We start from the raw sequence: 25160 nt of genomic DNA on the forward strand, positions 1-25160 counted from the left end.
CGCGCTGCGGGCGGCGGTTACCCGGCCATTGTGTCGTGTGCCGTCCCGGCTCCGGAGGCGCGGACCCCCTCAGTGTGACCGGCGGCGCCACAGGAACAGTCGAGGTGCGCCCCGATCCGTTCGGACCTCCAGTCCAACAGCGGCAGCGCCGCCTCCCACCGCGCACCGGTGCTCACGGGCAACTCGCCGTCCAGGAAGGCCAGCGCATGCGCCGCCGCGAGTCCCGCCACCGCCGTCGCCACGGCCAGGTCACACGCCTGCGCGGCGCCACGCCGCCCGGACTGCCACTGTGCCAGCATGCGCGGCCACTGCGGATCCCGCTCCCGCCGGTGGAGCCGGAGGCAGCCGGCGCAGGCCGTGCCGCCGGGCAGGACCAGGGGCCCGACGAAGCCGGTGGCCTCCATCACCCCCGCGTACAGATGAGGTGTCCCCGAGGAGATCCACGGCTCGGCGGTGCCCGGATCGGGGACGTACGCCGAGAGCCCGTCGCGCGGGGCGACCACGATCAGGGAAAGCCCCGGCTCGTGCCCGGCCGGACCGCTGCCCGCCGCTCCGGGCGCCCGGGGTCCCGGACCCGGGGCGGAGCGGCGGACCAACTGCCGGGCCGCCATGTCCCTGCGCTCCCCGACGGCGGAGGCGGGCAGCCCGCCCGGCGAGACGTCGCCCGGCTCCGTACACCCGCCGTCCATGACCTCCACCCGGCCGACCCCCGCTCCGGAGAGCACGGCCGCGACGGTCGCACCGACCCTGCCCGCGCCCCGGACCTGCACGCGCATCGAGCGGCGGGCCGCGAGTCTGCGCATCCCTCCGCCGGGCTCGGGATGCACGACGGAGAGCGAGGCCAGGTCCGGCCGGTGACGCTCCAGGACGTCGGACCTGGCCCGCAGGGCGTCCGCCGCCGGGCCGCCCGCCCGTACGTCGTCCACGAGTCCGGCGTCCACCAACCGCGTCACGAGGGTGTCCACATGACGTTCGCTCAAGTCCATCGCCCTGGCCTGTTCACGGAGGAGCGGCATACCTCTGGTGCCGTCGAGCAGTTCCATGAAACAGCCCGTCGCGATATCCATCGGGCCGACCTTCACCGCATGTGCGGGTGTCACTCCGAATTGCACGGTGTCCCCGCCCCGCCATGCGCGGCGCAGTGCGGGCTTCAACATCGGATGCACGGCTTCCCCCGGTCTGTGTGTCCGCGACAGTGTGTCCGCGACTGTGCGTCTGTGACTTCGCTGTGCGTGTTCCTTTGCCAGAATGCAGCGGGCCGCCGAGACGTGCGGAAAGTTATCCACAGGCGTGGGCATTAGTCGTTCAAATGGTGCAAGGCGTGGAGTCGATCACGGAGAACCGTCCCTGAGGCGGGACTTCCCCCGCACACAGCGGGTAACGTCGAGCCGTGCCCGCCGACCCGTCGCCCGGCTCCGCCGGGGAGCCCGCCGTGCCCGGCGCCGGACCACGCCGGCGCGGTGCGAATCCTGCCCGCCGCGCCCCGGCCACGAGCGCCGTCGAGGTCCGCAGAAGTGCCCGTCGCAGCAGAACGGTCTCCGCGTACCGGGAGGGCGACCGCACGATCGTGCTCATCCCCGCCCGGATGTCCGAGGCCGAGGAGCGGCGCTGGGTGGACGTGATGCTCGACAAGCTCGCCGCCCAGGAGAGCAGGCGCGTCCTCGGCGATACCGAGCTCGCCGAGCGGGCGGAGCGCCTGTCCGCGCAGTACTTCGAGGGCCGGGCCAGGCCCGCCTCCGTACGGTGGGTGACCAACCAGAACACCCGCTGGGGCTCGTGCACCCCGTCCGAGGGCAGCATCCGGCTGTCGCACCGCCTGCAGGGCATGCCGGAGTACGTCGTGGACTACGTGCTCGTCCATGAACTCGCCCACCTCCTGGTGCCCGGGCACGGGCCGCGGTTCTGGCGGCTGCTGGACGCCTATCCCCGCACCGAGCGGGCCCGCGGCTATCTGGAGGGTGTGGTGGCCGCCGACCGGCTGCCGCATCTGCCCGCCGCACGCGGCGAGTGACTGGTGGTGGCGCCGGGTGAGCGGTGTCGGGTGTTTCTGTACCGGGTCTGTACCGGCTTCGCCCAATGCCGGAGTTTGCGGATAGCCTGACGCGACGCATTCACCTTCCGGATGGGGGACGGTCGTTACGCATGGCCAGGGAATTCCAACGCGGCCACAAGGCCAAGATCAGCGATCTCACGCCGGGGACGGACCTGTACGTAGGGGTGCAGATCGCCGGCCCGGGGCTGAGCTTTGACATCAGCTGCTTCGGGCTCGATGCCAATGAGCAGCTCTCCGACGACCGGTATTTCATCTTCTTCAATCAGCCGAAATCTCCCGAGGAGTCCATTCAGCTCCTCGGAGCCCAGTCCGGTGACACCGAGTCGTTCCGCGTCACCCTGGACCGCATTCCGGCGAACATCCACAAGCTGTCGTTCACCGCGACCGTCGACGGTGCCGGGCAGATGTCGCAGGTCGGGCCCGGATACATCCGGATCGTCGCGGGCGGCGAGGAAGTCGTCAGGTACGCGTTCAACGGCTCGGAATTCAGCACCGAACGCGCCGTCATGCTGGGCGACTTCTACCTGAAGGACGTCTGGCGCTTCGCCGCGGTCGGCCAGGGCTTCGACGGCGGCCTGGAGGCGCTGCTGAAGAACTTCGGCGGCGAGGTCGCCGAGGAGGAACCGGCCGCCGCCGCACCGCCGCAGGGCGCCGCCCCGTCGTTCGCCCCGCCCGCGCAGGCCGCCCCGGCCCCGTCCTTCGGCGCCCCGGCAGCCCCGCAGACACCCCAGGCGCCGCAGCCCGCGCCGTCCTTCGGGACTCCGCCGCCCGCCCCCGGCCCGGCGCCGACCCCGCAGCAGCAGATGCACGCCGCGCCGACGATCGTCGCCCCGATGACCCCGCCCGGCGGCACCGTGCCCCCGCCGCCCGCGCCGGCCCCGTACGGGCAGCCCGGCCAGCAGCCGCAGCAGCACTTCGGGCAGCAGCCCCATCCGCCCCAGCAGCAGTTCGGGCAGGTCCCCGGCCAGGCTCCCGCACCCTACGGACAGCAGGCCCCGTCCCCGTACGGGCAGCAGCCTCCCGGCATGCCGCCGGGCGGGCACGGTATGCCCGGCGGTGCTCCGCAGGCCGCCGGAGCCGGTCTTCAGGCCGCGCTCCAGCCGTACAAGGAGACCGCCACCGGACAGCGCTGGACCCCGCAGAACCAGCAGCTCATGCGGGTCGACCTGACCATGGGCGGTACGGGAGTGCTCGCCCGGCAGGGCAGCATGGTGATGTACCAGGGCAAGGTAGACTTCGGTTACAAGGGCGCGGGTTTCGCCGGCCGCATGGTGGGCAACGCCACCGGCCAGGAGATGCAGCTCATGCGCTGTACCGGCCGTGGCCAGGTCTTCCTCGCCGAGGAAGGCGCCCATCTGCACTCCATCGAGCTCCAGGGCGACGGAGTCTGCGTCTCCGCCGAGAACGTGCTCGCCTTCGACGAGTCGCTCCAGTACGAGGTCCGCCGCATCGAGGGCCACGGCATCCCCGGCGGCGCCCTGTTCACCATGCAGTTCCAGGGAACCGGCACCCTCGTCGTCAAGACGCACGGTGTCCCCGTCGTCCTGCCGGTCACCCCGACCACCTTCGCCGACTGCAACGCCGTGGTGGCGTGGTCGTCCGCGTCCCAGGTGATCATCTCCAGCCAGGTCCGGCTGCGCCGCAACGCGTACCCCGGACACAGCGGCGAGACCGTGAACCTCCAGTTCCGGGGCGCGCCCGGCAACTTCATCGTCGTCCAGCCCTACGAGGTCTGAGGGAGCCCGTCATGAACCAGCAACTCGCGGGCTACGCCCCGACCCCCGTCACGGCACGGATGGAGAACCACGGCCACTCCATGCTGAAGGTCGCCATGGCGACCGGTCAGGACCTCTACGCGCGCACCGGATCGATGGTCGCGTACGAGGGCTTCATCCAGTACGAGCCCAACCCGCCCGCCGTCCGCCAGATCGCCTCGCAGTGGATCACCGGCGAGGGCGCGCCGCTCATGAAGTGCACCGGCGACGGGCTGCTCTACCTCGCCGACTACGGCGCCGACGTCGTCGTGATCAACCTCAACAACGACTCGATCTCGGTCAACGGCACCAATGTGCTCGCCTTCGACGGCCACCTCACCTGGGGCGTCGAGCGGGTCAAGGGTCTCGCCAAGTTCGCCGGCCAGGGCCTGTGGAACGTCTGCATCTCGGGGACCGGCTGGGTCGCGATCACCTCGCGCGGCACGCCGCTCGTGGTCGACTGCGGGCGCGGCGAGGACGAGACGTACGTCGACCCGGACGCGCTGGTCGCCTGGTCCCCGAACCTCAAGGTGAAGGGCAAGCGCAGCTTCAAGGCGTCCTCGCTCATCGGGCGGGGCAGCGGCGAGGCGTTCCAGATGGCCTTCTCCGGCCAGGGGATCGTCGTCGTCCAGCCGAGCGAGGACAGCACCGACCGGCTGCGCGTCCGGCACTGACGGGGAGGGAGAACACACCATGCAGAGTTCGCTTTTCGGCCTGACGGAACAGCAGTCCCAGGACCGCTACACCATCCAGAACCCGCAGCTGCTGCGGGTCGCGCTGACCGGCCACGACGACGTCCTCGCCCGCAAGGGCGCCATGGTCGCGTACCAGGGGCTGATGGAGTTCGACGGCGAGTACCAGTCGAACGCCCAGCGCCGCGCCCGCGCCCACACCGGTGAGGGCCTGGACCTGATGCGCTGCTCCGGGCAGGGCACCGTCTACCTCGCCAACCTGGCGCAGTACATCCACGTCGTGGACGTCGACCGCGACGGCCTGACGGTGGACAGCTCGTACGTCCTGGCGCTGGACTCCTCGCTGCACACCGAGGTCATCGCGGTGGACAGCCAGTACGGCATCTCGGGCACCGGCAAGTACCAGCTCAACATCTCCGGCACCGGCAAGGTCGCCCTGATGACCTCGGGCCAGCCGCTGATGATGCAGGTCACGCCGGACAAGTACGTCAGCGCGGACGCCGACGCGATCGTCGCCTGGTCGACCTCGCTGCGGGTGCAGATGCAGGCCCAGACGCACTCCTCGGGCGTCTTCCGCCGACGCGGCAACACCGGCGAGGGCTGGGAGCTCAGCTTCCTCGGACAGGGCTTCGCCCTGGTCCAGCCGAGCGAGCTGATGCCGCCGCAGAACGCCCAGATCGGACAGGGCCTCGCCGCCCAGTACGGCATGGGCCAGCACGGCGCCCACGGCCAGAACCAGAACAACGCCTGGAACTGAGCCACCCGGCAACGGTAAGGGGCGGCCTCCCGAAGGCCGCCCCTTACCGTTGTCCCGTCGTACGAGTGGCTACCGGCCGCCCTCCAGCGCCGCCCGCGTGCGCTCCACCAGCCGGACCACCGAGGCATCGGCGACCTCGGCCACCTCCTCGTACGCGAACCAGCGCAGGTCCAGCGACTCGTCGCTGATGTTCTCCGTCGCGCCCGCCGGCGCCACCGCCGCGTACTGCACATCCAGGTGCCAGTGGCACGGTGCGGGGATCGGATGCCGGTCCAGGACCACCGGCCCGCCCGGCAGCAGCGTCAGCCCGGTGATCCCGGACTCCTCCGTGGCCTCCCGCAGCGCGGCCGACGCGAGCGTGTCGTCACCGGGCTCGCAGTGGCCGCCCATCTGCAGCCACATCCGCAGCTTCCGGTGCAGCGTGAGCAGCACCCGGCCGCGCTCCGGGTCCACGACCAGGGCGCTGGCCGTCAGATGCCCGGCCCCGCAGGACTTCCACATGCCGTCCGGATGGCGCGCCAGGTGCTCCAGATAGGCGTCGCGCAGCTCCTCCTGGGCCTGCCCGGCCCCCGCCCCGTAACCCTTGAGTACGAGGACGGCGTCGTCGTGCAGGCTCACTTGTCGCTGTCGTCCTTGCCGTCGCCGTCGCCCTCGTTCGTGGCGTCGTCCGGGGTGTCCGCCCCCGCCTCGGGCTTCTTCGGGCCGTTCGCCGCCTCACCGAGCATCTTGTCCAGCTCGGAGAAGTCCAGCTGCTCGTGGTGGACGAAGCCGTCCGGGTCGTCCAGGTCGTGAGCGGTCGGGAGCATGTCGGGGTGCTCCCACAGCGCGTCCCGCCCCTCAAGACCACGGGCGTCCGTGAGCGAGGCCCACAGCCGCGAGGCGTCCCGCAGCCGGCGCGGACGCAGCTGGAGGCCGATCAGCGTGGCGAAGGTCTGCTCGGCGGGGCCGCCGGACGCACGGCGCCGGCGCATCGTCTCGCGCAGCGCGTCGGCCGAGGTCAGCCGGGACTTCGCGGCGGCGTGCACCACGGCGTCCACCCAGCCCTCGACCAGCGCCAGGGCCGTCTCCAGACGGGCCAGGGCCGCCTTCTGCTCCGGGGTCTCCTCCGGCTGGAACATGCCCTGCTGAAGGGCCTCCTGCAGCTGCTCGGGCTGCGCGGGGTCGAACTGGCCGACCACGTCCTCCAGCTTGCTGGTGTCGACCTTGATGCCGCGCGCGTACCCCTCGACGGCGCCGAACAGGTGCGAGCGGAGCCACGGGACGTGGGCGAAGAGCCGCTGGTGGGCGGCCTCGCGCAGCGCCAGGTACAGCCGCACCTCGTCCAGCGGGACGGACAGGTCCTTGCCGAACCGCTCCACGTTCAGCGGGAGGAGCGCGGCCCGGCCGGCGGGGCCCAGCGGCAGCCCGATGTCGGTCGAGCCGACCACCTCGCCCGCCAGCACACCGACGGCCTGCCCGATCTGCTGACCGAACATGGCGCCGCCCATCGACCGCATCATGCCGATCAGCGGGCCCGCCATCGCCTGCATCTCCTCGGGCAGCACCTCGCCCATGGCGAGGCCCACCCGCTCGGCGACCGGGTCCACCAGCTGCTGCCAGGCCGGGAGCGTCGCCTCGACCCACTCCGCGCGGCTCCACGCCACGCTGGAGATGGCACCGGACGGCATCGACGTCACCCCGTCCAGCCAGAGGTCGGCCAGGCGCAGCGCCTCGTCGACCGCCGAGCGCTCGGCGGGGCCCACGCTCGCGTCCTTGGAGCCGTCCGGGGTGCCCTGCGACACCGTCTGGCGGGCGATCTGCTTGGCCATGTCCCAGTTGACGGGCCCGCCCTCGTAGCTCAGCATCTGGCCGAGCTGCTGGAAGGCCGCGCCCAGGTCGTTCGGGTTCATCGAGCCGAACATGGCGGCGAAGGGGTTGTCACCGCCCGCGCCGGGGCCGAAGCCGAACGGGTTCGCCGGACCGCCCGAACCCTGCCCACCTCCGGTGGGGTCGTTCTTCTTGCCCTTGTCGCCGTCGTCCGGCTCCTCCGGCGGAAGGCCGAATCCGAATGGGGTGTCACTCACGGGTTTCCTCGGCTCGTAGGGCCGCCGGGGGAACCGGCGGCGACTGCCCGACATCACCATCCAGCGTAGACACCAAGTCCGCTCAGGGCCTCAGTGCTCCGCCCGGTCCGGCCCTGCGGCAGGATGGACGCCACCTGGTACGTACGTGTCACGCGGGTACGTACTGAAGACAACCGCTGGAGACGCCCGGTGAGTTCCCCAGATCCGCAGGTTCGCGCAGCGCGAAACCTGGCCGACCCGTCACCCGAGAAGAAATCCGTCCCGGCCCGCCCCGGAGGCAGCGGCCCGGTCGTGGCCGTCACCGGAGCCGCGACGGGGGTCGGTGAGCTGCTCACCGCACGCCTCGCCGCCTCCGAGGAGATCAAGCAGGTCATCGCCATCGACGAGCGCCGGGGCGAGGTGTCCGACGCGACCTGGCACCTCCTCGACGTCCGCGACCCCGCCATCGCCGACAAGCTGCGCGGCGCGGACGTCGTCGTCCACCTGGCGCTCGACCTCGACCTGGAGACCGACCCCGCCGCGCGCACCGCCTACAACGTGCGCGGCACCCAGACCGTGCTGACCGCCGCCGCGGCCGCCGGGGTCCACCGCGTCGTCCTGTGCACCTCCGCCATGGTCTACGGCGCGCTCCCCGACAACGACCTCCCGCTCGCCGAGGACGCCGAGCTGCGGGCCACCGCCGAGGCCACCGGCGTCGGCGACCTGCTGGAGATCGAACGGCTCGGCCGCCGCGCCCCGCGCGCCCACCCCGGGCTGCACGTCACCGTCGTACGCCCCGCCGTGCTCGTCGGCGGCACGGACACCGCGCTGACCCGCTACTTCGAGTCGCCCCGGCTGCTCGTCGTCGCCGGTTCCCGGCCCGCCTGGCAGTTCTGCCACGTCGAGGACCTGGTCACGGCGCTGGAGTACGCCGCCCTGGAGAAGATCGACGGGGAGTTCGCGGTCGGCTGCGACGGCTGGCTGGAACAGGAGGAGGTCGAGGAGCTGAGCGGGGTGCGCCGGATGGAGCTCCCCTCCGCCGTCGCGCTGGGGGCCGCCGCCCGGCTGCACCGGATCGGCCTCACCCCCTCGCCCGCGGGCGACCTGGCGTACACCATGCACCCCTGGGTGGTCAGTGTGAGCCGGCTGCACGACGCGGGCTGGCGCCCGGCCTGGACCAACGAGGAGGTGCTCGCCGCGCTCCTGGAAGAGGTGGAGGGACGCCACACCGTCGCCGGCCGCCGCCTCGGCCGCAAGGACGCCACCGCCGCCGGAGCAGCCGGGGCGACCGTCGCCCTGCTGGGCACCGCGGCCCTGGTGCGCCGCGCCCGCAAGGCCCGCCGCCGCATCTGACCACCCTGTAGGAGGCTCCAAGACGGAGCGCGGCCCGCCGGGTGAATCGGCAATTCCGTGTTGTCGGTGCGGTACGGCACGATGGGGGTCATGGCACTCACGTACGACCACCCCGGCGAGCAGACGGCGCAGGACCCGATCCGGCTGCTGGACATCCGTGAAACGCCGCTGTCGGTGGACGAGGTCTTCCGGGCGGTCGGGGACGAGGCCGCGGGCGGCACCACCCTCTTCGTCGGCACCGTGCGTGACCACGACAGCGGACAGGACGTCGACGGCCTCGGCTATTCGTGCCACCCCTCCGCCGCCGAGGAGCTGCGCCGGGTGGCGGAGAAGGTCGTCGCCGACTTCCCGGTCCGGGCGCTGGCCGCCGTCCACCGAGTGGGTGAACTGCGGGTGGGTGACATCGCGGTCGTCGTGGCGGTCTCCTGCCCGCACCGCGCGGAGGCGTTCGCGGCCTCCCGCAAGCTCATCGACGACCTCAAGCACGAGGTCCCGATCTGGAAGCACCAGCGCTTCTCGGACGGCACCGAGGAGTGGGTCGGCGCCTGCTGATCGCAAACCGGAACGGTGGGCATCCGCCCCGATTTGCGTAACCGCACCCCTGCCACGAGCGTTGGTTTTCCAGATGGTTAATCTGCTGATCGGCCAGTCGGCCGCATCAGGGGGTAGGGAGGTCGGCATGGCAGCGCTCGCCTGGTTGTTGATTCCGGTTGTCGCCGCGTTCGGCGCTGCGATATGGGGAGGCTGGGCCGCCCGCAATCGCACCACCGGCGACGTCACCGAACTCGCCGGGTACGCGAAGTTCCGCGAAGCCATGGAGAAGTCGCACTCCGGTTCGGAACCGGTGGAGCAGATATCCAACGCCTGAGGTCGCACTCGGCCCCCTCACCCCGCCCGCCCCTGGCCCCGTACGGACCGGCCCCGGCGGTGCACGGACAGACCCTTCCCGTACTGTCGTTCCATGCCACGCCGCACCGCGACGATGCTCGCCTCCACACTGGTCCTGATCGCGCTGCTCTGCGCAGGCGTGCTGATCAAAGTGCCGTACTCGGAGATGTCTCCCGGTCCGACGGTGAACACGCTCGGTGACGTCGAGGGCGATCCCGTCCTGCGGATCACGGGCCACAAGACGTACAAGACGTCCGGCAACCTCAACATGACGACGGTCCGCGTCACCGGCGCCGACTACAGCATGAACCTGGTCGAGGCCGTCTCCGGATGGCTGGGCCACGACAGCGTCGTCGTCCCGCACGACACCCTCTACCCGGACGGCAAGACCGAGGAGCAGTCGACGCAGGAGAACGCCGAGGAGTTCAGCCAGTCCCAGGAGAGCGCCAAGGTCGCGGCCCTCAAGGAACTGAACATCCCGGTCTCCTCGCGCGTCGTGGTCTCCAGCGTCGTCAAGGACAGCCCCTCGCAGGGCAAGCTGCACGCGGGCGACGTCATCAAGAGCGTCGACGGCACCGCGGTCGAGAAGCCCGAGGACGTCGCGAAGCTGGTGACCAAGCGCAAGCCCGGCCAGGACGTCACCTTCACCGTGATCCCGGCCAAGACCGCGGCGGCGGCCGAGAAGGCGGGCAAGGAGCCCGAGGGCACCCAGAAGGTCACGCTCACCACCGTGAAGGCCCCCAAGGAGAACCGCGCGATCGTCGGCATCCAGGCGGGGACCGACCACACCTTCCCCTTCGACATCGACATCAAGCTCGCCGACGTGGGCGGTCCGAGCGCGGGGCTGATGTTCTCGCTGGGCATCGTCGACAAGCTGACCCCGGGGCAGCTGACGGGCGGAAAGTTCATCGCCGGCACCGGCACCATCGACGACGCCGGCAAGGTCGGCCCCATCGGCGGGATCACCATGAAGCTGGTCGGCGCGCGGAACGCGGGCGCACGCTACTTCCTGACCCCCGACGAGAACTGCGCGTCCGCCGCGGCGGACACTCCCGACGGGCTCACCCTGATCCGGGTCAAGAACATCGACGACGCCAAGAAGTCCCTGGACAAGCTCCGTGCGGGGGACACGGCCGGGCTGCCGAGCTGCTCGGCGGGCTGACCGCGCCCCCGCTGCACACGGCGGCGGTCAGGACTCGAAGGTGGCCGCCAGCGCCTCGGCCAGCCCCGGGACGAGACCGGCACCGGTCAGCACCTCGCTCGCCGAGTCCTTCTCGCGCAGGCGTACGGCGGACTCCCGCGCCCCGTCCCGCAGGACGGCCACGGTCATCCGCACCTCCTGCCGGTCGGGGTGCTCGGCGACCCACTTGGTCAGCCGCTTGTCGTCCAGCCCGTCCGGCACGGAGGCCTCGGCGGACGGCGGCAGCATCAGGCGTTCCACCGTCATCGCGCAGCCGGCGACCGCGTCGGGCCAGGCGATCGTGGCGAGGAACTCGTCCAGCGCCGTGCCCGCGGGCAGCTCCTCCTGTTCGACGGGGGTCAGCGCGGCGGGCTTGGCACCGTCTTCATCAAGGCCGAGCTGGGCGGCGAGGCCCGGTTCCTGGGCCCGCAGCCGCGCGGTGTCGACCAGGGCGAAGAGGCGGGCCGGCTGGTCCCAGCCGAGGGTGGAGACGTACTCATCGATTTCGAGCACCGCGACGGTGAGCGGGCTCGCGGCCATCGGAGGGCCTGAGGGGGAAACGTTGGACATGGGCAACATCCTGCCTCCTTCCGCCCCCGGAACGGGAACTAGGTAAAGCATCAGTAAGTTGAAGGGATGGGCTCTACGATCGCTGGGCCCGTTCCACACGACCCGCGAACTTCGAGGTGCGCACGTTGGCTTTCCAGATGCCGGACCGCGGCGGAGGCCCGACCGGGCCACGGATCAGAGTCGGCCGCCCGTCCCGGCGCGCCCGAACCCTGCTCATGACTCTGGGCGTCCTGGCGATTCTCGCCATGGCGTTCGTCATGTTCGCCGGGTTCTGGACGGACTGGCTCTGGTACCGGTCGGTCGCGTATTCGTCCGTCTTCACCACCACCCTGTGGACCAAGATCGGGCTGTTCCTCGTCTTCGGACTGCTGATGGCCCTGGCCGTCGGCCTGAACATCTGGCTCGCGCACCGGCTCCGGCCGCCGCTGAGCGCGATGTCGCTTGAGCAGCAGAGCCTGGACCGCTACCGGATGAGCCTCGCCCCGTACAAGAAGTGGGTGCTGCTCGCGGTCACGGCGCTGGTCGGTCTGATCGCGGGTGCCTCCGCCTCGGGGCAGTGGCGGACGTGGCTGATGTACGTGAACGGCGTGTCGTTCGGCCAGAAGGACCCCCAGTTCCATCTGGACGTGTCGTTCTACGCCTTCGACCTGCCCTGGTACCGCTTCCTGCTGGGCTTCGGCTTCGCGGCCACGGTGCTCTCGCTGATCGCCGCCGCGCTGACCCACTACCTGTACGGCGGGCTGCGCGTCACCAGCCCCGGCGCGCGGGCGACGGGCGCGGCCACCGGCCATCTGTCGGTGCTGCTCGGCGTCTTCGTCGCGCTCAAGGCCGTGGCGTACTGGCTCGACCGGTACGGCCTGGCGGTGAAGTCCAGTGACTTCAAGGCCACCGACAACTGGACGGGTCTGCGGTACGTCGACGCCAACGCGTACCTTCCGGCGAAGACGATCCTGTTCTGCATCGCCGCGATCTGCGCCGTGCTGTTCTTCGCCACGCTCTGGCGGCGCACCTGGCAGCTGCCGGTCATCGGCTTCGGTCTCATGGTGCTCTCGGCGATCCTGATCGGCGGCCTCTACCCGGCGATCGTGCAGAAGTTCCAGGTCCAACCGAACGAGCAGGCCAAGGAAGCCCCGTTCATCCGGAAGAACATCGAGGCGACGCGCAACGCGTACGACATCGATGACGCGCAGGTCTCGGACTACACCGGCAAGTCCACCGAGGACGACGACGCCAAGCTCCGGGCCGCGGCGAACGACGCGGCCAGCTACCGCGTCATGGACCCCAACGTCGTCTCGCCCGCCTTCCAGCAGCTCCAGCAGAAGAGGAACTACTACCAGTTCCCCAAGACGCTGGACGTCGACCGCTACAAGGACGACGCCGGCAAGGAGCAGGACACGGTCATCGGTCTGCGCGAGCTCAACATCCAGGGCATCCCCAAGCGCAACTGGATCAACGACCACTTCACCTACACCCACGGCTACGGCGCCATCGCCGCCCGGGGGACCACGACCGGCAAGAACCCGAAGGGATCTCCCGACTTCACCGAGTCCGGACTGCCGACCACCGGCGACCTGGGCACGTACAAGCAGGAGATCTACTACGGCGAGAAGACCGAGCAGTACTCCATCGTCGGCGGGCCCCAGAAGGAGCTCGACTACGAGGAGGACGGCGAGAAGACCACCAGCTACAAGGGCGACAGCGGGGTCAGTCTCTCCAACACGTTCAACCGCGCCGCCTACGCCGTGGCGTTCAGCGAGCCGCAGATCCTGTACTCGGGCGCCATCGGCGACGGTTCGCGGATCCTCTACAACCGCACGCCCAAGGAGCGCGTCGAGGCGGTGGCCCCCTGGCTCACCATCGACGGCGACGCCTACCCGGCCGTGGTCAACAAGCGCATCCAGTGGGTGGTCGACGCCTACACGACGACCAACGGCTACCCGTACGCCTCGCGCACCACGCTCGGTGACACCACGGCCGACTCGCTGACCACCAACCAGCGCGCGGTCGTCGCCCAGCAGAACCAGGTCAACTACATCCGCAACTCGGTGAAGGCCACCGTCGACGCGTACGACGGCACGGTCACGCTGTACGAGTGGGACACCAAGGACCCGGTCCTGAAGACCTGGCGCAAGGCGTTCCCCGGCACGGTGAAGCCCAGGGCGGACATCCCCCAGGACCTCATGGACCACCTGCGCTACCCGCAGGACCTGTTCAAGGTGCAGCGGGAGCTGCTGACCCGCTACCACGTCACCAGCCCCGCCCAGTTCTACAGCGGCAGTGACGCCTGGCAGGTCCCGGACGACCCGACCAACAAGGAGTCCGGCTCCGTCCCGCCGTACTACCTGAGCATAAAGATGCCGGGTCAGACAGCTCAGAAGTTCTCGCTCACCACGACGTTCACCCCGAAGGGGCGGCCCGACCTCGGGGCGTTCATGGCGGTGGACGCCGATGCGGCCAGCAAGGACTACGGAACCATAAGGCTCCTGAGAGTCACCGGCGCGGTGAAGGGCCCCGGGCAGGTACAGAGTGAGCTCAACGGCAACGACGACGTGGCCGAGTTCGTGAGAAACCTCAAGGGCACCGACTCCGACATCGAGTACGGCAACCTGCTGACGGTGCCGCTCGAAGGGGGCTTCCTCTACATCGAGCCGGTCTACACGCGCGGTGGTACGCAGAACTACCCGCTGCTGCGCAAGGTCGCCGCTTCCTACGGCTCGAAGATCGTCTTCGAGAACAGCCTCGGCGAGGCCCTGAACGCCGTGTTCGGTGCCGAGGGCTCCGATACGAGCGAGCCACCGGGCGACACCACCGAGCCGCCGGACACCAGTCAGCCGCCGGCCACCGGTGACGCCGCGCTCAAGAAGGCCATCGCCGACGCCCAGAAGGCGTACACGGAGGGCGAGGCGGCCCTGAAGAAGCAGGACTGGACGGCCTACGGCAAGGCGCAGACCGATCTCCAGGACGCCCTGGAGAGGGCGGCCGCGGCCCAGTCCAAGGCGGACAGCGACGGCAAGGCCGACAAGTCCGATGACGGCAAGGCCGATCAGAGCGACAAGGGTGACAAGGCCGACAAGGCCAGCCAGGCCGGCGCTTCGGACGAAGCGGGCGATGCGGGCGGAGGCTGAGTAACCCGGTAAAGCTCCACCTCCGCGTCGTGGTACGGTTTGAACACAACGACGCGGGGTGGAGCAGCTCGGTAGCTCGCTGGGCTCATAACCCAGAGGTCGCAGGTTCAAATCCTGTCCCCGCTACTGAAAGACGAAGGCCCGGATCCTCCAGGGGATCCGGGCCTTCGTCGTGCCGTGGCAGCCTGTTTCGCAAGGTGGGCGTGAAGTGCGGTTCGAGGGGCACGAGTTGACCGGGGGCGTGTTTGACTTGTCTCTCTGTGGGCATGTCGACAAAACGCTGAAGTGACGTCACTGACCGCGATATACCAGGTGTACGCGGGTTACAGGTGGTGCGACGATGGTATTTATGGGGGACAGGTCAACTCTGTTGAAGACAGGGCGGTTTGCGCGGGGACACGCCCATCCGGCGGAAAAGATGGCGGATGTGGTGTTTGCCGCTGCCGCCGAGCAGTACAAAGACACCATCGAGAGCGCCGAGACCGCCCGGATCACCCAGACCGTCCAGACTTCCGAGAACGCGGAGAGTGCCGCGACCGCCGAGACCGCAGAGACCATCGAGACCGCCGACGGCGTGGAGAACGCCGAGCGGGCGGAGACCGAGGCGAGCGCGGACGGCGCCGAGACCGAGGCGCGCCACCGCCGCGCGGCCGACGCCGGTGACACCGCGTCGATGAGCGTGCTCGGCGCCCTGCTCCTGCGCCGGGGCGACCTCGCCGGTGCCGAGCCCTACCTGCGGGGCGCCACCGCCGACGGGGACCGGGCCGCCGCCAACAACCTGGGCGTCCTGCTGCACCAGCGCGGCTACCCCGACGAGGCGGCCGGCTGGTGGCGCACCGCCGCCGTGGCCGGCTCCGCCGCGGCCGCGCACGCCCTGGGCCGGCACTTCCGCGAGCGCGGGGACGAGCCCGCCGCCGAGTACTGGCTGCGCCAGTCCGCCGAGCAGGGCCACGCGCTCGGCGCCTACGCCCTCGCCGACCTGCTGGAGCACCGCAGCGACGTCGGCGCCGAGCGCTGGCTGCGCGCCGCCGCCGAACAGGGCCACCGCGAGGCGGCCTACCGGCTGGCGCGCCTCCTGGAGCGCAACGCCGCCGATGCCGCGCACGAGGTGTTCGGCCGCCCCGGCCTGGGCCCGCGCGCCGACGTCGAGCCCGCCGCGCCCCGCCGCACTGCCGGGGCCGACGGCCCGGTCGCCGGCCCCGACCACGCGCGCGGCGGCGAGGCCGAGCAGTGGTACCGGCAGGCCGCCGCGCGCGGTCACCGGCGCGCCGCCCTGCACCTCGGCGCGATCCTCGAACAGCGCGGCGAGCTCAAGGAGGCCGGGCGCTGGTACCTCATGTCGGCCAAGGCGGGCGAGGCCCGGGCCGCCTGCGCGCTCGGCTTCCTGCTGCGCGACGCGGGCGACCGTGAGAGCGCCGCCGTGTGGTGGCTGCGCGCCGCCCAGGACGGCGACGGCAACGCCGCGAACGCCCTCGGCGCGCTGCACGCGGCCCGGGGCGAGCAGCAGACCGCCGAGCGCTGGTACCGGGCGGCGATGGACGCGGGCGACGTCAACGGCGCGTACAACCTCGGGCTGCTCTGCGCCGCGCAGGACCGCACCGCCCAGGCCGAGCAGTGGTACCGCCGTGCCGCCTACGCGGGACACCGCGAGGCCGCCAACGCGCTCGCCGTGCTCCTGCTCCAGGCCGGCGACCCGGCCGGCGCCGAGCCCTGGTTCTCCAAGGCGGCCGAGGCCGGCAGCGTCGACGCCGCCTTCAACCTCGGCATCCTCTACGCCGGGCGCGACGAGGACCGCACCGCCCTCCTCTGGTACGAGCGGGCCGCCGCGGCCGGGCACACCGAGGCGGCGCTCCAGGTCGGCATGGCGCTCCTGCACCACGGCGAGGAGCAGGAGGCCGAGCGCCATCTGCGCTGCGCGGCCGGTGGTGGCAGCGCGGAGGCGGCCTTCCGGCTGGCCGGGCTGCTCGACGCGCGGCAGCCGCCGCCCGGGCCGCCCGCGCTGGGCGAGCCGCTGCCCGAGAAGACCGAGTGCGAGGAGTGGTACGAGCGGGCCGCCGAGCAGGGGCACCGCCGCGCCCAGGTCCGCGTCGGCATGCTCGCCGCCTCCCGGGGGGACGTGGAGAGCGCCGGGCACTGGTACCGGGAGGCGGCCGAGTCCGGCAGCCGCAACGGGGCGTTCAACCTCGGCCTGCTCCTCGCCCGCGAGGGCAGCGAGCGCGAGGCGGCCCTGTGGTGGACCCGGGCCGCCGCCGCCGGCCACGGACGGGCCGCGCTGCGGCTCGCCCTGCTGGCCGCGCGCCGGGGCGAGCTGGCGGAGGGGCAGCGCTGGTGCGCCCGGGCGGTCGAGCTGGGGCCGGCGGAGGTCGCGGAACGCGCGGCCCGTCTGCGCGAGGCCCTGCACCAGGAGCTGACGGCCTGAGCCCGGGGACGGCCGGGCCGCCCCGCGTCATGCGGCCGCACGACGAAGCCGCACGAACGAAGCCGCACAAACGAATTTGCACTGGTCCAGGACGTCCCGTAGGGTTGTGAACACAACGACGCGGGGTGGAGCAGCTCGGTAGCTCGCTGGGCTCATAACCCAGAGGTCGCAGGTTCAAATCCTGTCCCCGCTACTGAAGACCGAGGGCCGGATCTTTTCGAAGATCCGGCCCTCAGTCGTATGCGCGGCTGTGGGTGCGCGCAAAAACCGCCCCCGGCGCGGGGGCGGCCCGGCGCGCCGGCGTTCAGGCCGTCGCGGCGCAGTCCGGGCAGATGCCCCGGTAGGTCAGTTCGACCCCGGAGATCGTGAAGCCGAAGCGCTCGCCGGCCGGCAGGTCCGCCAGGGGGTCGCCCGAGGGGTGCACATCGCGGATGGCGCCGCACTGTGCGCACACCAGGTGGTGGTGGGCGCGGTGCGCGTTGGGGTCGTAGCGCTTGGCGCGGCGGTCGGTGGAGACCTCGATGACCTCGCCGAGGCTCACCATCTCGCCCAGCGTGTTGTAGACGGTGGCGCGGGAGATCTCGGGCAGCTTGGCCACCGCGCGGGCATGGACCTCGTCGGCGGTCAGGTGCACATGGTCCCCGTCGAGGACCTCGGCCACGACGCGCCGCTGCGCGGTCATACGCCAGCCACGTCCTCGAAGTCGTTCCAGCAGGTCACTCATGGGCGCCATTCTAGCAGCGCAAGGGCCAGGTCTTGAATAGGTGCGACTTTGGATGGCAAGTTGACTTGGACTTTGTCCAATGTAGGATCGCTTACGGCGTCGGCCGGAGGACAGGAAGGCCGGACGCGGGGCACGGCATGAAGGCATGACGTGCGGAAACGACGCAGGAGGCGCACGTGACGCAGGGACCGCTCACCACGGAGGCAGGCGCACCGGTCGCCGACAACCAGAACAGCGAGACCGCCGGGGTCGGCGGCCCGGTGCTGGTGCAGGACCAACTGCTGATGGAGAAGCTGGCGCACTTCAACCGCGAGCGCATCCCGGAGCGGGTGGTGCACGCCCGGGGCGCCGGCGCGTACGGGACGTTCACCCTGACCCGCGACGTGTCGCGGTGGACGCGGGCGGCGTTCCTCTCGGAGGTCGGCAAGCAGACCGAGACGTTCCTGCGCTTCTCCACCGTCGCGGGCAACCTCGGCTCCGCCGACGCCGCGCGCGACCCGCGCGGCTTCGCGCTGAAGTTCTACACCGAGGACGGCAACTACGACCTCGTCGGCAACAACACCCCGGTGTTCTTCATCCGGGACGCCATCAAGTTCCCCGACTTCATCCACACCCAGAAGCGCGACCCGTACACCGGCTCCCAGGAGGCGGACAACGTCTGGGACTTCTGGGGGCTCTCGCCCGAATCCACCCACCAGGTGACCTGGCTCTTCGGTGACCGGGGCATCCCGGCCTCCTACCGGCACATGGACGGCTTCGGCTCGCACACCTACCAGTGGCAGAACGAAGCCGGCGAGGTCTTCTGGGTCAAGTACCACTTCAAGACCGACCAGGGCATCAAGAACCTCACCACCGAGGAGGCCGTGCGTCTCTCCGGTGTGGACCCGGACAGCCACCAGCGGGACCTGCGCGAGTCGATCGAGCGCGGTGACTTCCCGTCCTGGACGGTGCAGGTGCAGATCATGCCGGCGGCCGAGGCGGCGACGTACCGCTTCAACCCCTTCGACCTCACCAAGGTGTGGCCGCACGCGGACTACCCGCCGGTCGAGATCGGCAAGCTGGAGCTCAACCGCAACCCGGAGAACATCTTCGCCGAGGTCGAGCAGTCGGTCTTCAGCCCGGCGCACTTCGTCCCCGGCATCGGGCCGTCCCCGGACAAGATGCTCCAGGGCCGTCTCTTCGCGTACGGCGACGCGCACCGCTACCGCGTCGGCATCAACGCCGACCACCTCCCGGTGAACCGCCCGCACGCCACCGAGGCGCGGACCAACAGCCGGGACGGCTACCTGTACGACGGCCGCCACAAGGGCGCGAAGAACTACGAGCCCAACAGCTTCGGCGGTCCCGCCGAGACGGGCCGGCCGCTCTCCGGCGCCATCCCGGTCGCGGGCGTCACGGGCAACCACGAGACCCCGCGCCACGCCGAGGACGACGACTTCGTGCAGGCCGGGAACCTCTACCGGCTGATGTCCGAGGACGAGAAGGCCCGGCTGGTCGACAATCTGTCCGGCTTCATCGCGAAGGTCTCGCGCGACGACATCGCCGAGCGCGCGATCGGCAACTTCCGCCGTGCCGACGAGGACTTCGGCAAGCGGCTGGAGGCGGCCGTGCGGGCGCTGCGCGCCTGAGTCCCCTCGGCCGTACGACCGGCCCGGCCCCGCACCCGGGGGCCGGGCCGGTCGCGTGTGCGGGGGCGGTCAGCCGACCAGTTCGGCGGGGCGGGGGCGGGACGGGGACCAGCAGCGGATGATGTCGCGGACCGAGACGATCCCGACCGGGCCGTCCTCGTCGAGGACGATCAGATGGCGGAAGCCGCCGTGCGTCATGGCCGCCGCGGCCTCTTCGAGCGTCCAGCCGGGGGCGGCGAAGACCACGTCGGTGGTGGTGTGGGCGGAGGCCGTCTCGGCGTCGGGGTCCTGGCCCGCGCCGACGGCGTTGAGGATGTCGCGCTCGGTGAGGATGCCGAGCCCGCAGGTATCGGGGTCGTGGACGACGGCCGCCCCGATCCGGCGGGCCGACATCAGCCGGGCGGCCTGGCGGAGCGTATGGGCCGGGCCGATGGTGAGGACCATCGTGCTCATGGCGTCACGGACGAGCATGAAGAGTGCCACCTCCTCGGTGAAGCGACTGCGTGAGTCGATTCACAAGTTCACAAGTGGGGGAATGCTCAGAGTTGCACCGATGCGGGAGGACGACAAGGGGTCGCGAAGATCACAAAAGGGGCGCGCGGCCTCGCCGCACGCCCCTCGCGTGCTCATGACGCCGCCCTGGGGGCGGAGCGCACTCAGTGACGCTGGTTCAGGAACCCCAGCAGCTCGCGGTGGAGGGCCCCGTTCGATGCCGCGCCGTTCCCGCCGCCCGGCCCGTCCACACCGTCCAGACTGGTGAACCGGCCGCCCGCCTCCTGGACGACGATCGCGTTCGCCGCCATGTCCCAGAGCGAGAGCTCCGGCTCCGCGCAGATGTCCACGGACCCCTCGGCGACCATCATGTACGGCCAGAAGTCCCCGTAACCCCGGGTGCGCCAGCAGGCCCGGGTCAGGTCCAGGAAACCGTCGAGCCGGCCCTGCTCCTCCCAGCCGGTCAGCGAGGAGTACGCGAACGAGGCGTCCGCGATCCGCTCCACGCTGGAGACCTGGAGCCGGGTCGCGGAGGTCAGACTGCGGCCGGTGTACGCGCCCGAGCCCTTCGCGGCCCACCAGCGCCGGTTCAGCGCGGGCGCCGAGACCACGCCCACGACCGGCTGGAAGCTTCCCCCGTCCCCGGCCTCCATCAGCGAGATCAGCGTCGCCCAGACCGGCACGCCCCGTACGTAGTTCTTGGTGCCGTCGATGGGGTCGATCACCCAGCGCCGCGGCCCCGAGCCCTCGATCCCGTACTCCTCGCCCAGGATCGCGTCGCGCGGGCGCGCCCGGTGCAGATGGCCCCGGATCAGCTCCTCGGCGGCCTTGTCGGCCTCGCTCACCGGCGTCATGTCCGGCTTGGTCTCGACCTTGAGGTCCAGAGCCTTGAACCGGGCCATCGTCACCGCGTCGGCGGCGTCCGCCAGTACGTGGGCCAGGCGAAGATCATCGTGGTAATCGGGCATGCCGTCACAGTATCGACCCGCCGGTGAGCCGGGCCACACGGGTCCTGGGGCCGGAAGTCAGTGCGCGGAGCCGGAGAGCTGGAGGCCGATCACGCCGAGGATCACCAGCGAGATCGACACCAGCTTGAGCGTGGAGACGATGTCACCGAGGAAGACCATGCCGTAGATGGCAGTCCCCGCCGCGCCGATGCCGGTCCACACCGCGTACGCGGGTCCGACGTCGAGCTTCTTCAGCGACAGGGTCAGCAGACCGAAGCTGCCGAGCGCGAAGACGCAGAACGCGATGGTCGGCCACAGCCGGGTGAAGCCGTGCGAGAGCTTCAGGCAGACCGCGAACCCGGTCTCCAGAAGTCCCGCCACCACGACCAGCAGCCATGCCATCGTCCGCACCCTCCCGCATCGCCGACCGCCCCGCCCCGCACCGGCCGGTGCCGCTGGGCGTGATTATGCACTTACCGGAAGCGAGTGATCGCAAACGTGCCCGGCCCGGTCGCCGCTCAGTCGCCCTCGCGCCTGTTCCGGGTCGAGAGCAGCCGTCGCAGCGAGTCCAGCCGCGCCGGGTCCGCGTGCCCCGCCGCCACCCAGGCGTCCAGCGCGCATTCCGGTTCGTGGCTGTCGTGGGTGCAGCCGCGCGGGCACTCCTCCGTACCGGGCTGGAGGTCCGGGAAGGCGTTGATGACACGCGAGGGGTCGATGTGGTTCAGCCCGAACGAGCGCACCCCGGGGGTGTCGATCACCCAGCCCCGGTAGCCCGGCAGCGGCAGCGCCAGGGCCGAGGTGGTGGTGTGCCGGCCCCGGCCGGTGACCGCGTTCACGACCCCCGTGGTGCGCCGCTTCTCCTTCGGCACCAGCGCGTTGACCAGCGTGGTCTTCCCGACGCCCGAGTGCCCGACGAAGGCCGTCACCCGGCCGTCGAGCTGCTCGCGGACCCGGTCGGCCGCGTCCCCGTTCTCCAGCTCCTCGCGGCTGGTGACGACGAACGGCACCCCCAGCGGGGTGTACGCGCTCAGCAGCTGGTCCGGTGAGGCCAGGTCGGACTTGGTCAGCACCAGGAGCGGGGAGAGCCCCCCGTCGTACGCGGCGACCAGGCACCGGTCGATCATGCGCGGACGCGGTTCCGGATCGGCCAGCGCGGTCACGATCGCCAGCTGGTCCGCGTTGGCCACGACCACCCGCTCGAAGGGGTCGTCGTCGTCCGCCGTCCGGCGCAGCACCGAGCGCCGCTCACCGATCCGGACGATCCGGGCGAGGGTGTCCTTGTCTCCGGACAGGTCGCCGACGAGCGAGACGGTGTCGCCCACCACCGCGGCCTTGCGGCCCAGTTCGCGGGCCTTCATCGCGACGATCGTGCGGTCGCCGACCAGGACGGTGAGGCGGCCCCGGTCCACGGTGAGGACCATCCCGTCCTCGGCGTCCTCGTGCTTGGGCCGGATATGGGTGCGCGGGCGGTTGCCCTTGCGGTTGGGGCGGACGCGGATGTCGTCCTCGTCGGGGTTCTTGCCGTAGCGGCGCATGTCTCAGGCCCCGAGCATTCCGGTCCACATCTGCGGGAAGTCCGGCAGGGTCTTGGCGGTCGTCGCCACGTTCTCGATCTCCACTCCGGGGACGGCAAGGCCGATGACGGACCCCGCGGTGGCCATCCGGTGGTCGTCGTACGTATGGAAGGTACCGCCGTGCAGCGGGCGCGGGCGGATGTGCAGGCCGTCGGCGGTCTCGGTGACGTCGCCGCCGAGCTCGTTGATCTCCTTGGTGAGCGCGGCCAGCCGGTCCGTCTCGTGCAGCCGCAGATGGGCGACGCCACTCAGCGTGGAGGGGGAGTCGGCCAGGGCGGCGACGGCGGCGATGCCCGGGGTCAGCTCGCCGACCTCGGAGAGGTCCACGTCGATGCCGTGGACACGGCCGGAGCCGGTGAAGGTCAGCCCCTGCTCGGTGAGCTCGCAGCTGCCGCCCATCGCGGTGAAGATGTCGCGCAGCGCGTCACCGGGCTGCGTGGTGCGCGACGGCCAGTCCGGGATGGTCACCCGGCCGCCCGTGACCAGCGCCGCCGCCAGGAACGGCTGGGCGTTGGACAGGTCCGGCTCGATGGTCAGGTCGCGGCCGAGGAGCGCCGAGGGGGAGACCCGCCAGACGTTCGGCTCGCCGCCGGTCTCCGGCTCGTCCACCTGCGCGCCGACGGCCCGGAGCATGTCCACGGTCATCCGGATGTGCGGCATCGAGGGGAGGCGGTCGCCGGTGTGCCGGACCTCCACGCCCTGGTTGAAGCGCGGCGCGGACAGCAGCAGCGCCGAGACGAACTGGGAGGACGAGGAGGCGTCGATCGCGACCGGCCCGCCGTCCAGCGCGCCGCCGCCGTGCACGGTCATCGGCAGCGAGCCCCGGGAGTCGTCGTCGATCCGGGCGCCGAGGACCCGCAGCGCCTCGATCACCCCGGTCAGCGGGCGCTCGTAGGAGCGGGGGTCGCCGTCGAAGCGGACCGGTCCGTCGGCGAGGGTGGCCACCGGGGGCAGGAAGCGCATGACCGTACCGGCGTTGCCGACGTCCACGGTGACCGGGCCGTGCAGCGGGGCCGGGATGACCCGCCACGCCTCGCCCGCGGCCTCCGCGCCGGTCGCCGAAGAGCTGGAGGACACCGTCTCCTCGATGCGGACGCCCATCGCGCGGAGCGCGTCCGCCATCAGCAGGGTGTCCCGGGAGCGCAGCGGACGGCGCAGCCAGCCCGGCTCCGAGGAGAGCGCGGCCAGCACCAGCGCCCGGTTGGTGACCGACTTGGAACCGGGCACCGTGACGGTCGCGTCGACGGCTCCGCTCGCGAGGGGGGCGGGCCAGAGGGCGGGGTGCACGGAGCTTTCGGTCATGCGCTCACTTTAGAGGTTTGGGCGTAAGTGAGCCCGGTCACAGCCCCAGCAGCCAGCGCCCGCCGCCGATCAGGGAGCACAGCGACACCGCGTGGAAGAGGAACAGCCACAGCGCCGCCGGGACGTCGGTCAGCCGGGACAGCTGGTCCGCGTCCGAGTCCGGTGCCCCGCCGTGCCGCCGCTTCGACTGGAGCTCGAAGACCGGGCGTACTCCGCCCAGCAGCAGGAACCACACCGCGGTGTACGCGAACAGCGACTGCCAGGCGGGCGAGGCCAGCCACGAGACCAGCAGGAACACCGAGCCGGTGAGGATCACCGTCAGCGCCCCGTACACATTGCGGATCATCACCAGCATCACCGCGAGCAGGGCCGTCGCCAGCCACAGCAGCAGCGTGATCCGGCCGTCCACCAGCAGCCAGGCGCCGCCGAGCCCGAGCAGCGAGGGCGCGGTGTAGCCCGCCGCCGCGGTCAGCACCATGCCGATCCCGGTCGGCTTGCCCCGGCTCACGGTCAGCCCGCTGGTGTCCGAGTGCAGCCGGATGCCCGAGAGCTGCCGGCCGGAGAGCAGGGCGACCAGTCCGTGGCCGCCCTCGTGCGCGATGGTGATCGCGTTCCGGGACATCCGCCACAGGATGTTCGGCACGACCGCGATGAGCGCCGCCGTCGCGGTCACCACCACCAGCCACTGCTCCGGGGCGGGCTGCGTGCCGGTGACGCGGTCCCACAGGTTGCCGAGATCGGTGCTGTCCATGGGGCGGGCGGCTCCTTACCGGATCGGGGTCCGTTCGGGACGGCGGTCGTGGCAGTCTGGCACTTATGTGCGGACGGTATGCAGCGAGTCGGCGGCCCGAGGATCTGACCGGACTCTTCCAGGTGGAGAAGTGGGAACCGGCCGAGGCGCTGGAGCCCGATTACAACGTGGCGCCGACCAAGGAGGTCTACGCCGTACTGGAACGTCCTGTGAAAGACGCGGACGACCAGCGACCGGTTCGCCAGATGCGGGCACTGAAATGGGGGCTGGTCCCGTCCTGGGCCAAGAACCCGGAGGGCGCCGCCCGGATGATCAACGCCCGGGCCGAGACCGTCCACGAGAAGCCGTCCTTCCGCCGCCCCTTCGTCTCCCGGCGCTGCATCCTGCCCGCCGACGGCTATTACGAGTGGGTGACCGGTGCCGAGGAACGGGAGCTGGAGGAGAAGGGGCGCCGCAAGCGCCCCCGTAAGCAGCCCTACTTCGTGACCCCGGCCGACGGCTCGGTCTTCGCGATGGCCGGTCTGTACGAGTTCTGGCGCGACCGCACCCTGCCCGACGACCACCCGCAGGCGTGGTGGGTCACCTGCTCCGTGATCACCACGGAGGCGGAGACCGGTCCGCTCGCCGTCGCCCCCGCCGACGGACCGGCCTCGCTCTCCGACATCCACCCCCGGATGCCGCTGATGCTCACGCCGGACCGCTGGGACGACTGGCTGGACCCCTCGCGCACCGACATCGAGGAGCTGCGCGCCCTGCTCGCACCGCCGCCGCCCGGCCTGATGCGCGCCTACCCGGTCGCGACCGCCGTCAGCAACGTCCGCAACAACGGCCCCGAGCTGAAGGACGAGCTGGCCGAGCCCGAGGTGAGCACCCTCTTCTGAGCCGTACGCGACGGGGCCCCGCGCCATC

The 25160-nt window shown here is 71.3% G+C and carries 23 protein-coding genes and 2 tRNA genes; 14 read left to right on the plus strand and 11 right to left on the minus strand.

Annotated features, from left to right (window positions below):
• Positions 1-17 precede the first annotated feature (17 nt).
• On the minus strand, positions 18-1166 hold the full coding sequence (locus ACFZAT_RS03470; protein ID WP_391259349.1) for a ThiF family adenylyltransferase: 1149 nt from the start codon (positions 1164-1166) through the stop codon (positions 18-20).
• 224 nt (positions 1167-1390) lie between these two features.
• Between ACFZAT_RS03470 and ACFZAT_RS03475 the strand changes: the two genes are divergently transcribed.
• The 4 genes from ACFZAT_RS03475 (at position 1391) to ACFZAT_RS03490 (ending at position 5256) form a co-directional block, all read left to right on the plus strand.
• A complete protein-coding gene (locus ACFZAT_RS03475) occupies positions 1391-2011 on the plus strand; it encodes a M48 family metallopeptidase (protein ID WP_073862912.1) in 621 nt (206 codons plus the stop codon).
• 131 nt (positions 2012-2142) lie between these two features.
• Positions 2143-3789: a TerD family protein gene (locus ACFZAT_RS03480; protein ID WP_391259352.1), complete on the plus strand. Its 1647-nt coding sequence runs from the start codon at positions 2143-2145 to the stop codon at positions 3787-3789.
• 11 nt (positions 3790-3800) lie between these two features.
• Positions 3801-4481: an AIM24 family protein gene (locus ACFZAT_RS03485; protein ID WP_018105538.1), complete on the plus strand. Its 681-nt coding sequence runs from the start codon at positions 3801-3803 to the stop codon at positions 4479-4481.
• 19 nt (positions 4482-4500) lie between these two features.
• The gene (locus ACFZAT_RS03490) at positions 4501-5256 is read left to right on the plus strand and encodes an AIM24 family protein (RefSeq protein ID WP_391259355.1); all 756 of its coding nucleotides are present in this window, start codon (positions 4501-4503) and stop codon (positions 5254-5256) included.
• A gap of 69 nt (positions 5257-5325) precedes the next feature.
• On the opposite strand, the gene ACFZAT_RS03495 is transcribed toward ACFZAT_RS03490, so the two are convergent.
• Positions 5326-5874: an NUDIX domain-containing protein gene (locus ACFZAT_RS03495; RefSeq protein WP_391259358.1), complete on the minus strand. Its 549-nt coding sequence runs from the start codon at positions 5872-5874 to the stop codon at positions 5326-5328.
• Positions 5871-7319 (minus strand): zinc-dependent metalloprotease, encoded by a 1449-nt coding sequence (locus tag ACFZAT_RS03500; protein ID WP_391259361.1) that lies wholly within the window; start codon positions 7317-7319, stop codon positions 5871-5873. Before ACFZAT_RS03500 ends, ACFZAT_RS03495 begins: the two co-directional genes overlap by 4 nt.
• Before the next feature lie 189 nt (positions 7320-7508).
• Between ACFZAT_RS03500 and ACFZAT_RS03505 the strand changes: the two genes are divergently transcribed.
• The 4 genes from ACFZAT_RS03505 to ACFZAT_RS03520 all read left to right on the plus strand — a co-directional run bounded on the left by ACFZAT_RS03505 (position 7509) and on the right by ACFZAT_RS03520 (position 10701).
• Positions 7509-8651, plus strand: coding sequence for an NAD-dependent epimerase/dehydratase family protein (locus ACFZAT_RS03505; protein WP_391259362.1), 1143 nt, complete (start codon positions 7509-7511; stop codon positions 8649-8651).
• 90 nt (positions 8652-8741) lie between these two features.
• Positions 8742-9203: a molybdenum cofactor biosynthesis protein MoaE gene (locus ACFZAT_RS03510; protein WP_391259365.1), complete on the plus strand. Its 462-nt coding sequence runs from the start codon at positions 8742-8744 to the stop codon at positions 9201-9203.
• Positions 9204-9330: 127 nt separating this feature from the next.
• Entirely contained in the window at positions 9331-9519 is a 189-nt protein-coding gene (locus ACFZAT_RS03515) for a hypothetical protein (protein ID WP_391259368.1), read from the plus strand.
• 93 nt (positions 9520-9612) lie between these two features.
• The gene (locus ACFZAT_RS03520) at positions 9613-10701 is read left to right on the plus strand and encodes a PDZ domain-containing protein (RefSeq protein WP_391259370.1); all 1089 of its coding nucleotides are present in this window, start codon (positions 9613-9615) and stop codon (positions 10699-10701) included.
• 27 nt (positions 10702-10728) lie between these two features.
• Here the strand turns inward: ACFZAT_RS03520 and ACFZAT_RS03525 are convergent, their stop codons facing one another.
• Positions 10729-11298: a PPA1309 family protein gene (locus tag ACFZAT_RS03525; RefSeq protein WP_391259373.1), complete on the minus strand. Its 570-nt coding sequence runs from the start codon at positions 11296-11298 to the stop codon at positions 10729-10731.
• Positions 11299-11426: 128 nt separating this feature from the next.
• Here ACFZAT_RS03525 and ACFZAT_RS03530 point away from each other — a divergent pair, with 128 nt between their 5' ends.
• The 4 genes from ACFZAT_RS03530 to ACFZAT_RS03545 all read left to right on the plus strand — a co-directional run bounded on the left by ACFZAT_RS03530 (position 11427) and on the right by ACFZAT_RS03545 (position 17026).
• Entirely contained in the window at positions 11427-14414 is a 2988-nt protein-coding gene (locus ACFZAT_RS03530) for a UPF0182 family protein (protein ID WP_391260248.1), read from the plus strand.
• 52 nt (positions 14415-14466) lie between these two features.
• Positions 14467-14540 (plus strand) — tRNA-Met (locus ACFZAT_RS03535).
• Between the two features lie 292 nt (positions 14541-14832).
• Entirely contained in the window at positions 14833-16833 is a 2001-nt protein-coding gene (locus ACFZAT_RS03540) for a sel1 repeat family protein (protein WP_391259376.1), read from the plus strand.
• A 119-nt stretch (positions 16834-16952) separates the two neighbouring features.
• A tRNA-Met gene (locus ACFZAT_RS03545) sits at positions 16953-17026 on the plus strand.
• A gap of 111 nt (positions 17027-17137) precedes the next feature.
• On the opposite strand, the gene ACFZAT_RS03550 is transcribed toward ACFZAT_RS03545, so the two are convergent.
• A complete protein-coding gene (locus ACFZAT_RS03550) occupies positions 17138-17557 on the minus strand; it encodes a Fur family transcriptional regulator (RefSeq protein WP_361031642.1) in 420 nt (139 codons plus the stop codon).
• Between the two features lie 176 nt (positions 17558-17733).
• Here ACFZAT_RS03550 and ACFZAT_RS03555 point away from each other — a divergent pair, with 176 nt between their 5' ends.
• A complete protein-coding gene (locus ACFZAT_RS03555) occupies positions 17734-19185 on the plus strand; it encodes a catalase (RefSeq protein ID WP_391259379.1) in 1452 nt (483 codons plus the stop codon).
• Positions 19186-19254: 69 nt separating this feature from the next.
• Here the strand turns inward: ACFZAT_RS03555 and ACFZAT_RS03560 are convergent, their stop codons facing one another.
• The 6 genes from ACFZAT_RS03560 to ACFZAT_RS03585 form a co-directional block, all read right to left on the minus strand.
• The gene (locus ACFZAT_RS03560) at positions 19255-19656 is read right to left on the minus strand and encodes a CBS domain-containing protein (protein ID WP_391259382.1); all 402 of its coding nucleotides are present in this window, start codon (positions 19654-19656) and stop codon (positions 19255-19257) included.
• A gap of 185 nt (positions 19657-19841) precedes the next feature.
• Positions 19842-20645, minus strand: coding sequence for a histidinol-phosphatase (gene hisN, locus ACFZAT_RS03565; RefSeq protein ID WP_391259384.1), 804 nt, complete (start codon positions 20643-20645; stop codon positions 19842-19844).
• Between the two features lie 57 nt (positions 20646-20702).
• On the minus strand, positions 20703-21026 hold the full coding sequence (locus ACFZAT_RS03570) for an SMR family transporter (RefSeq protein WP_391259387.1): 324 nt from the start codon (positions 21024-21026) through the stop codon (positions 20703-20705).
• A gap of 116 nt (positions 21027-21142) precedes the next feature.
• Positions 21143-22159 carry a ribosome small subunit-dependent GTPase A gene (gene rsgA, locus ACFZAT_RS03575; protein ID WP_073964057.1) on the minus strand — a complete coding sequence of 339 codons (1017 nt, stop codon included), beginning with the start codon at positions 22157-22159 and terminating at the stop codon, positions 21143-21145.
• A gap of 3 nt (positions 22160-22162) precedes the next feature.
• Positions 22163-23500: a 3-phosphoshikimate 1-carboxyvinyltransferase gene (gene aroA / locus ACFZAT_RS03580; RefSeq protein WP_391259390.1), complete on the minus strand. Its 1338-nt coding sequence runs from the start codon at positions 23498-23500 to the stop codon at positions 22163-22165.
• Between the two features lie 37 nt (positions 23501-23537).
• Positions 23538-24251, minus strand: a complete 714-nt coding sequence (locus tag ACFZAT_RS03585; protein ID WP_391259393.1) for a M50 family metallopeptidase — start codon at positions 24249-24251, stop codon at positions 23538-23540.
• Between the two features lie 65 nt (positions 24252-24316).
• Here ACFZAT_RS03585 and ACFZAT_RS03590 point away from each other — a divergent pair, with 65 nt between their 5' ends.
• Entirely contained in the window at positions 24317-25132 is an 816-nt protein-coding gene (locus ACFZAT_RS03590; RefSeq protein ID WP_026171853.1) for an SOS response-associated peptidase, read from the plus strand.
• The last annotated feature ends 28 nt before the right edge of the window (positions 25133-25160 follow it).

The organism is Streptomyces sp. NPDC008163 (assembly GCF_042956885.1).
Lineage (GTDB): Bacteria > Actinomycetota > Actinomycetes > Streptomycetales > Streptomycetaceae > Streptomyces > Streptomyces drozdowiczii_A.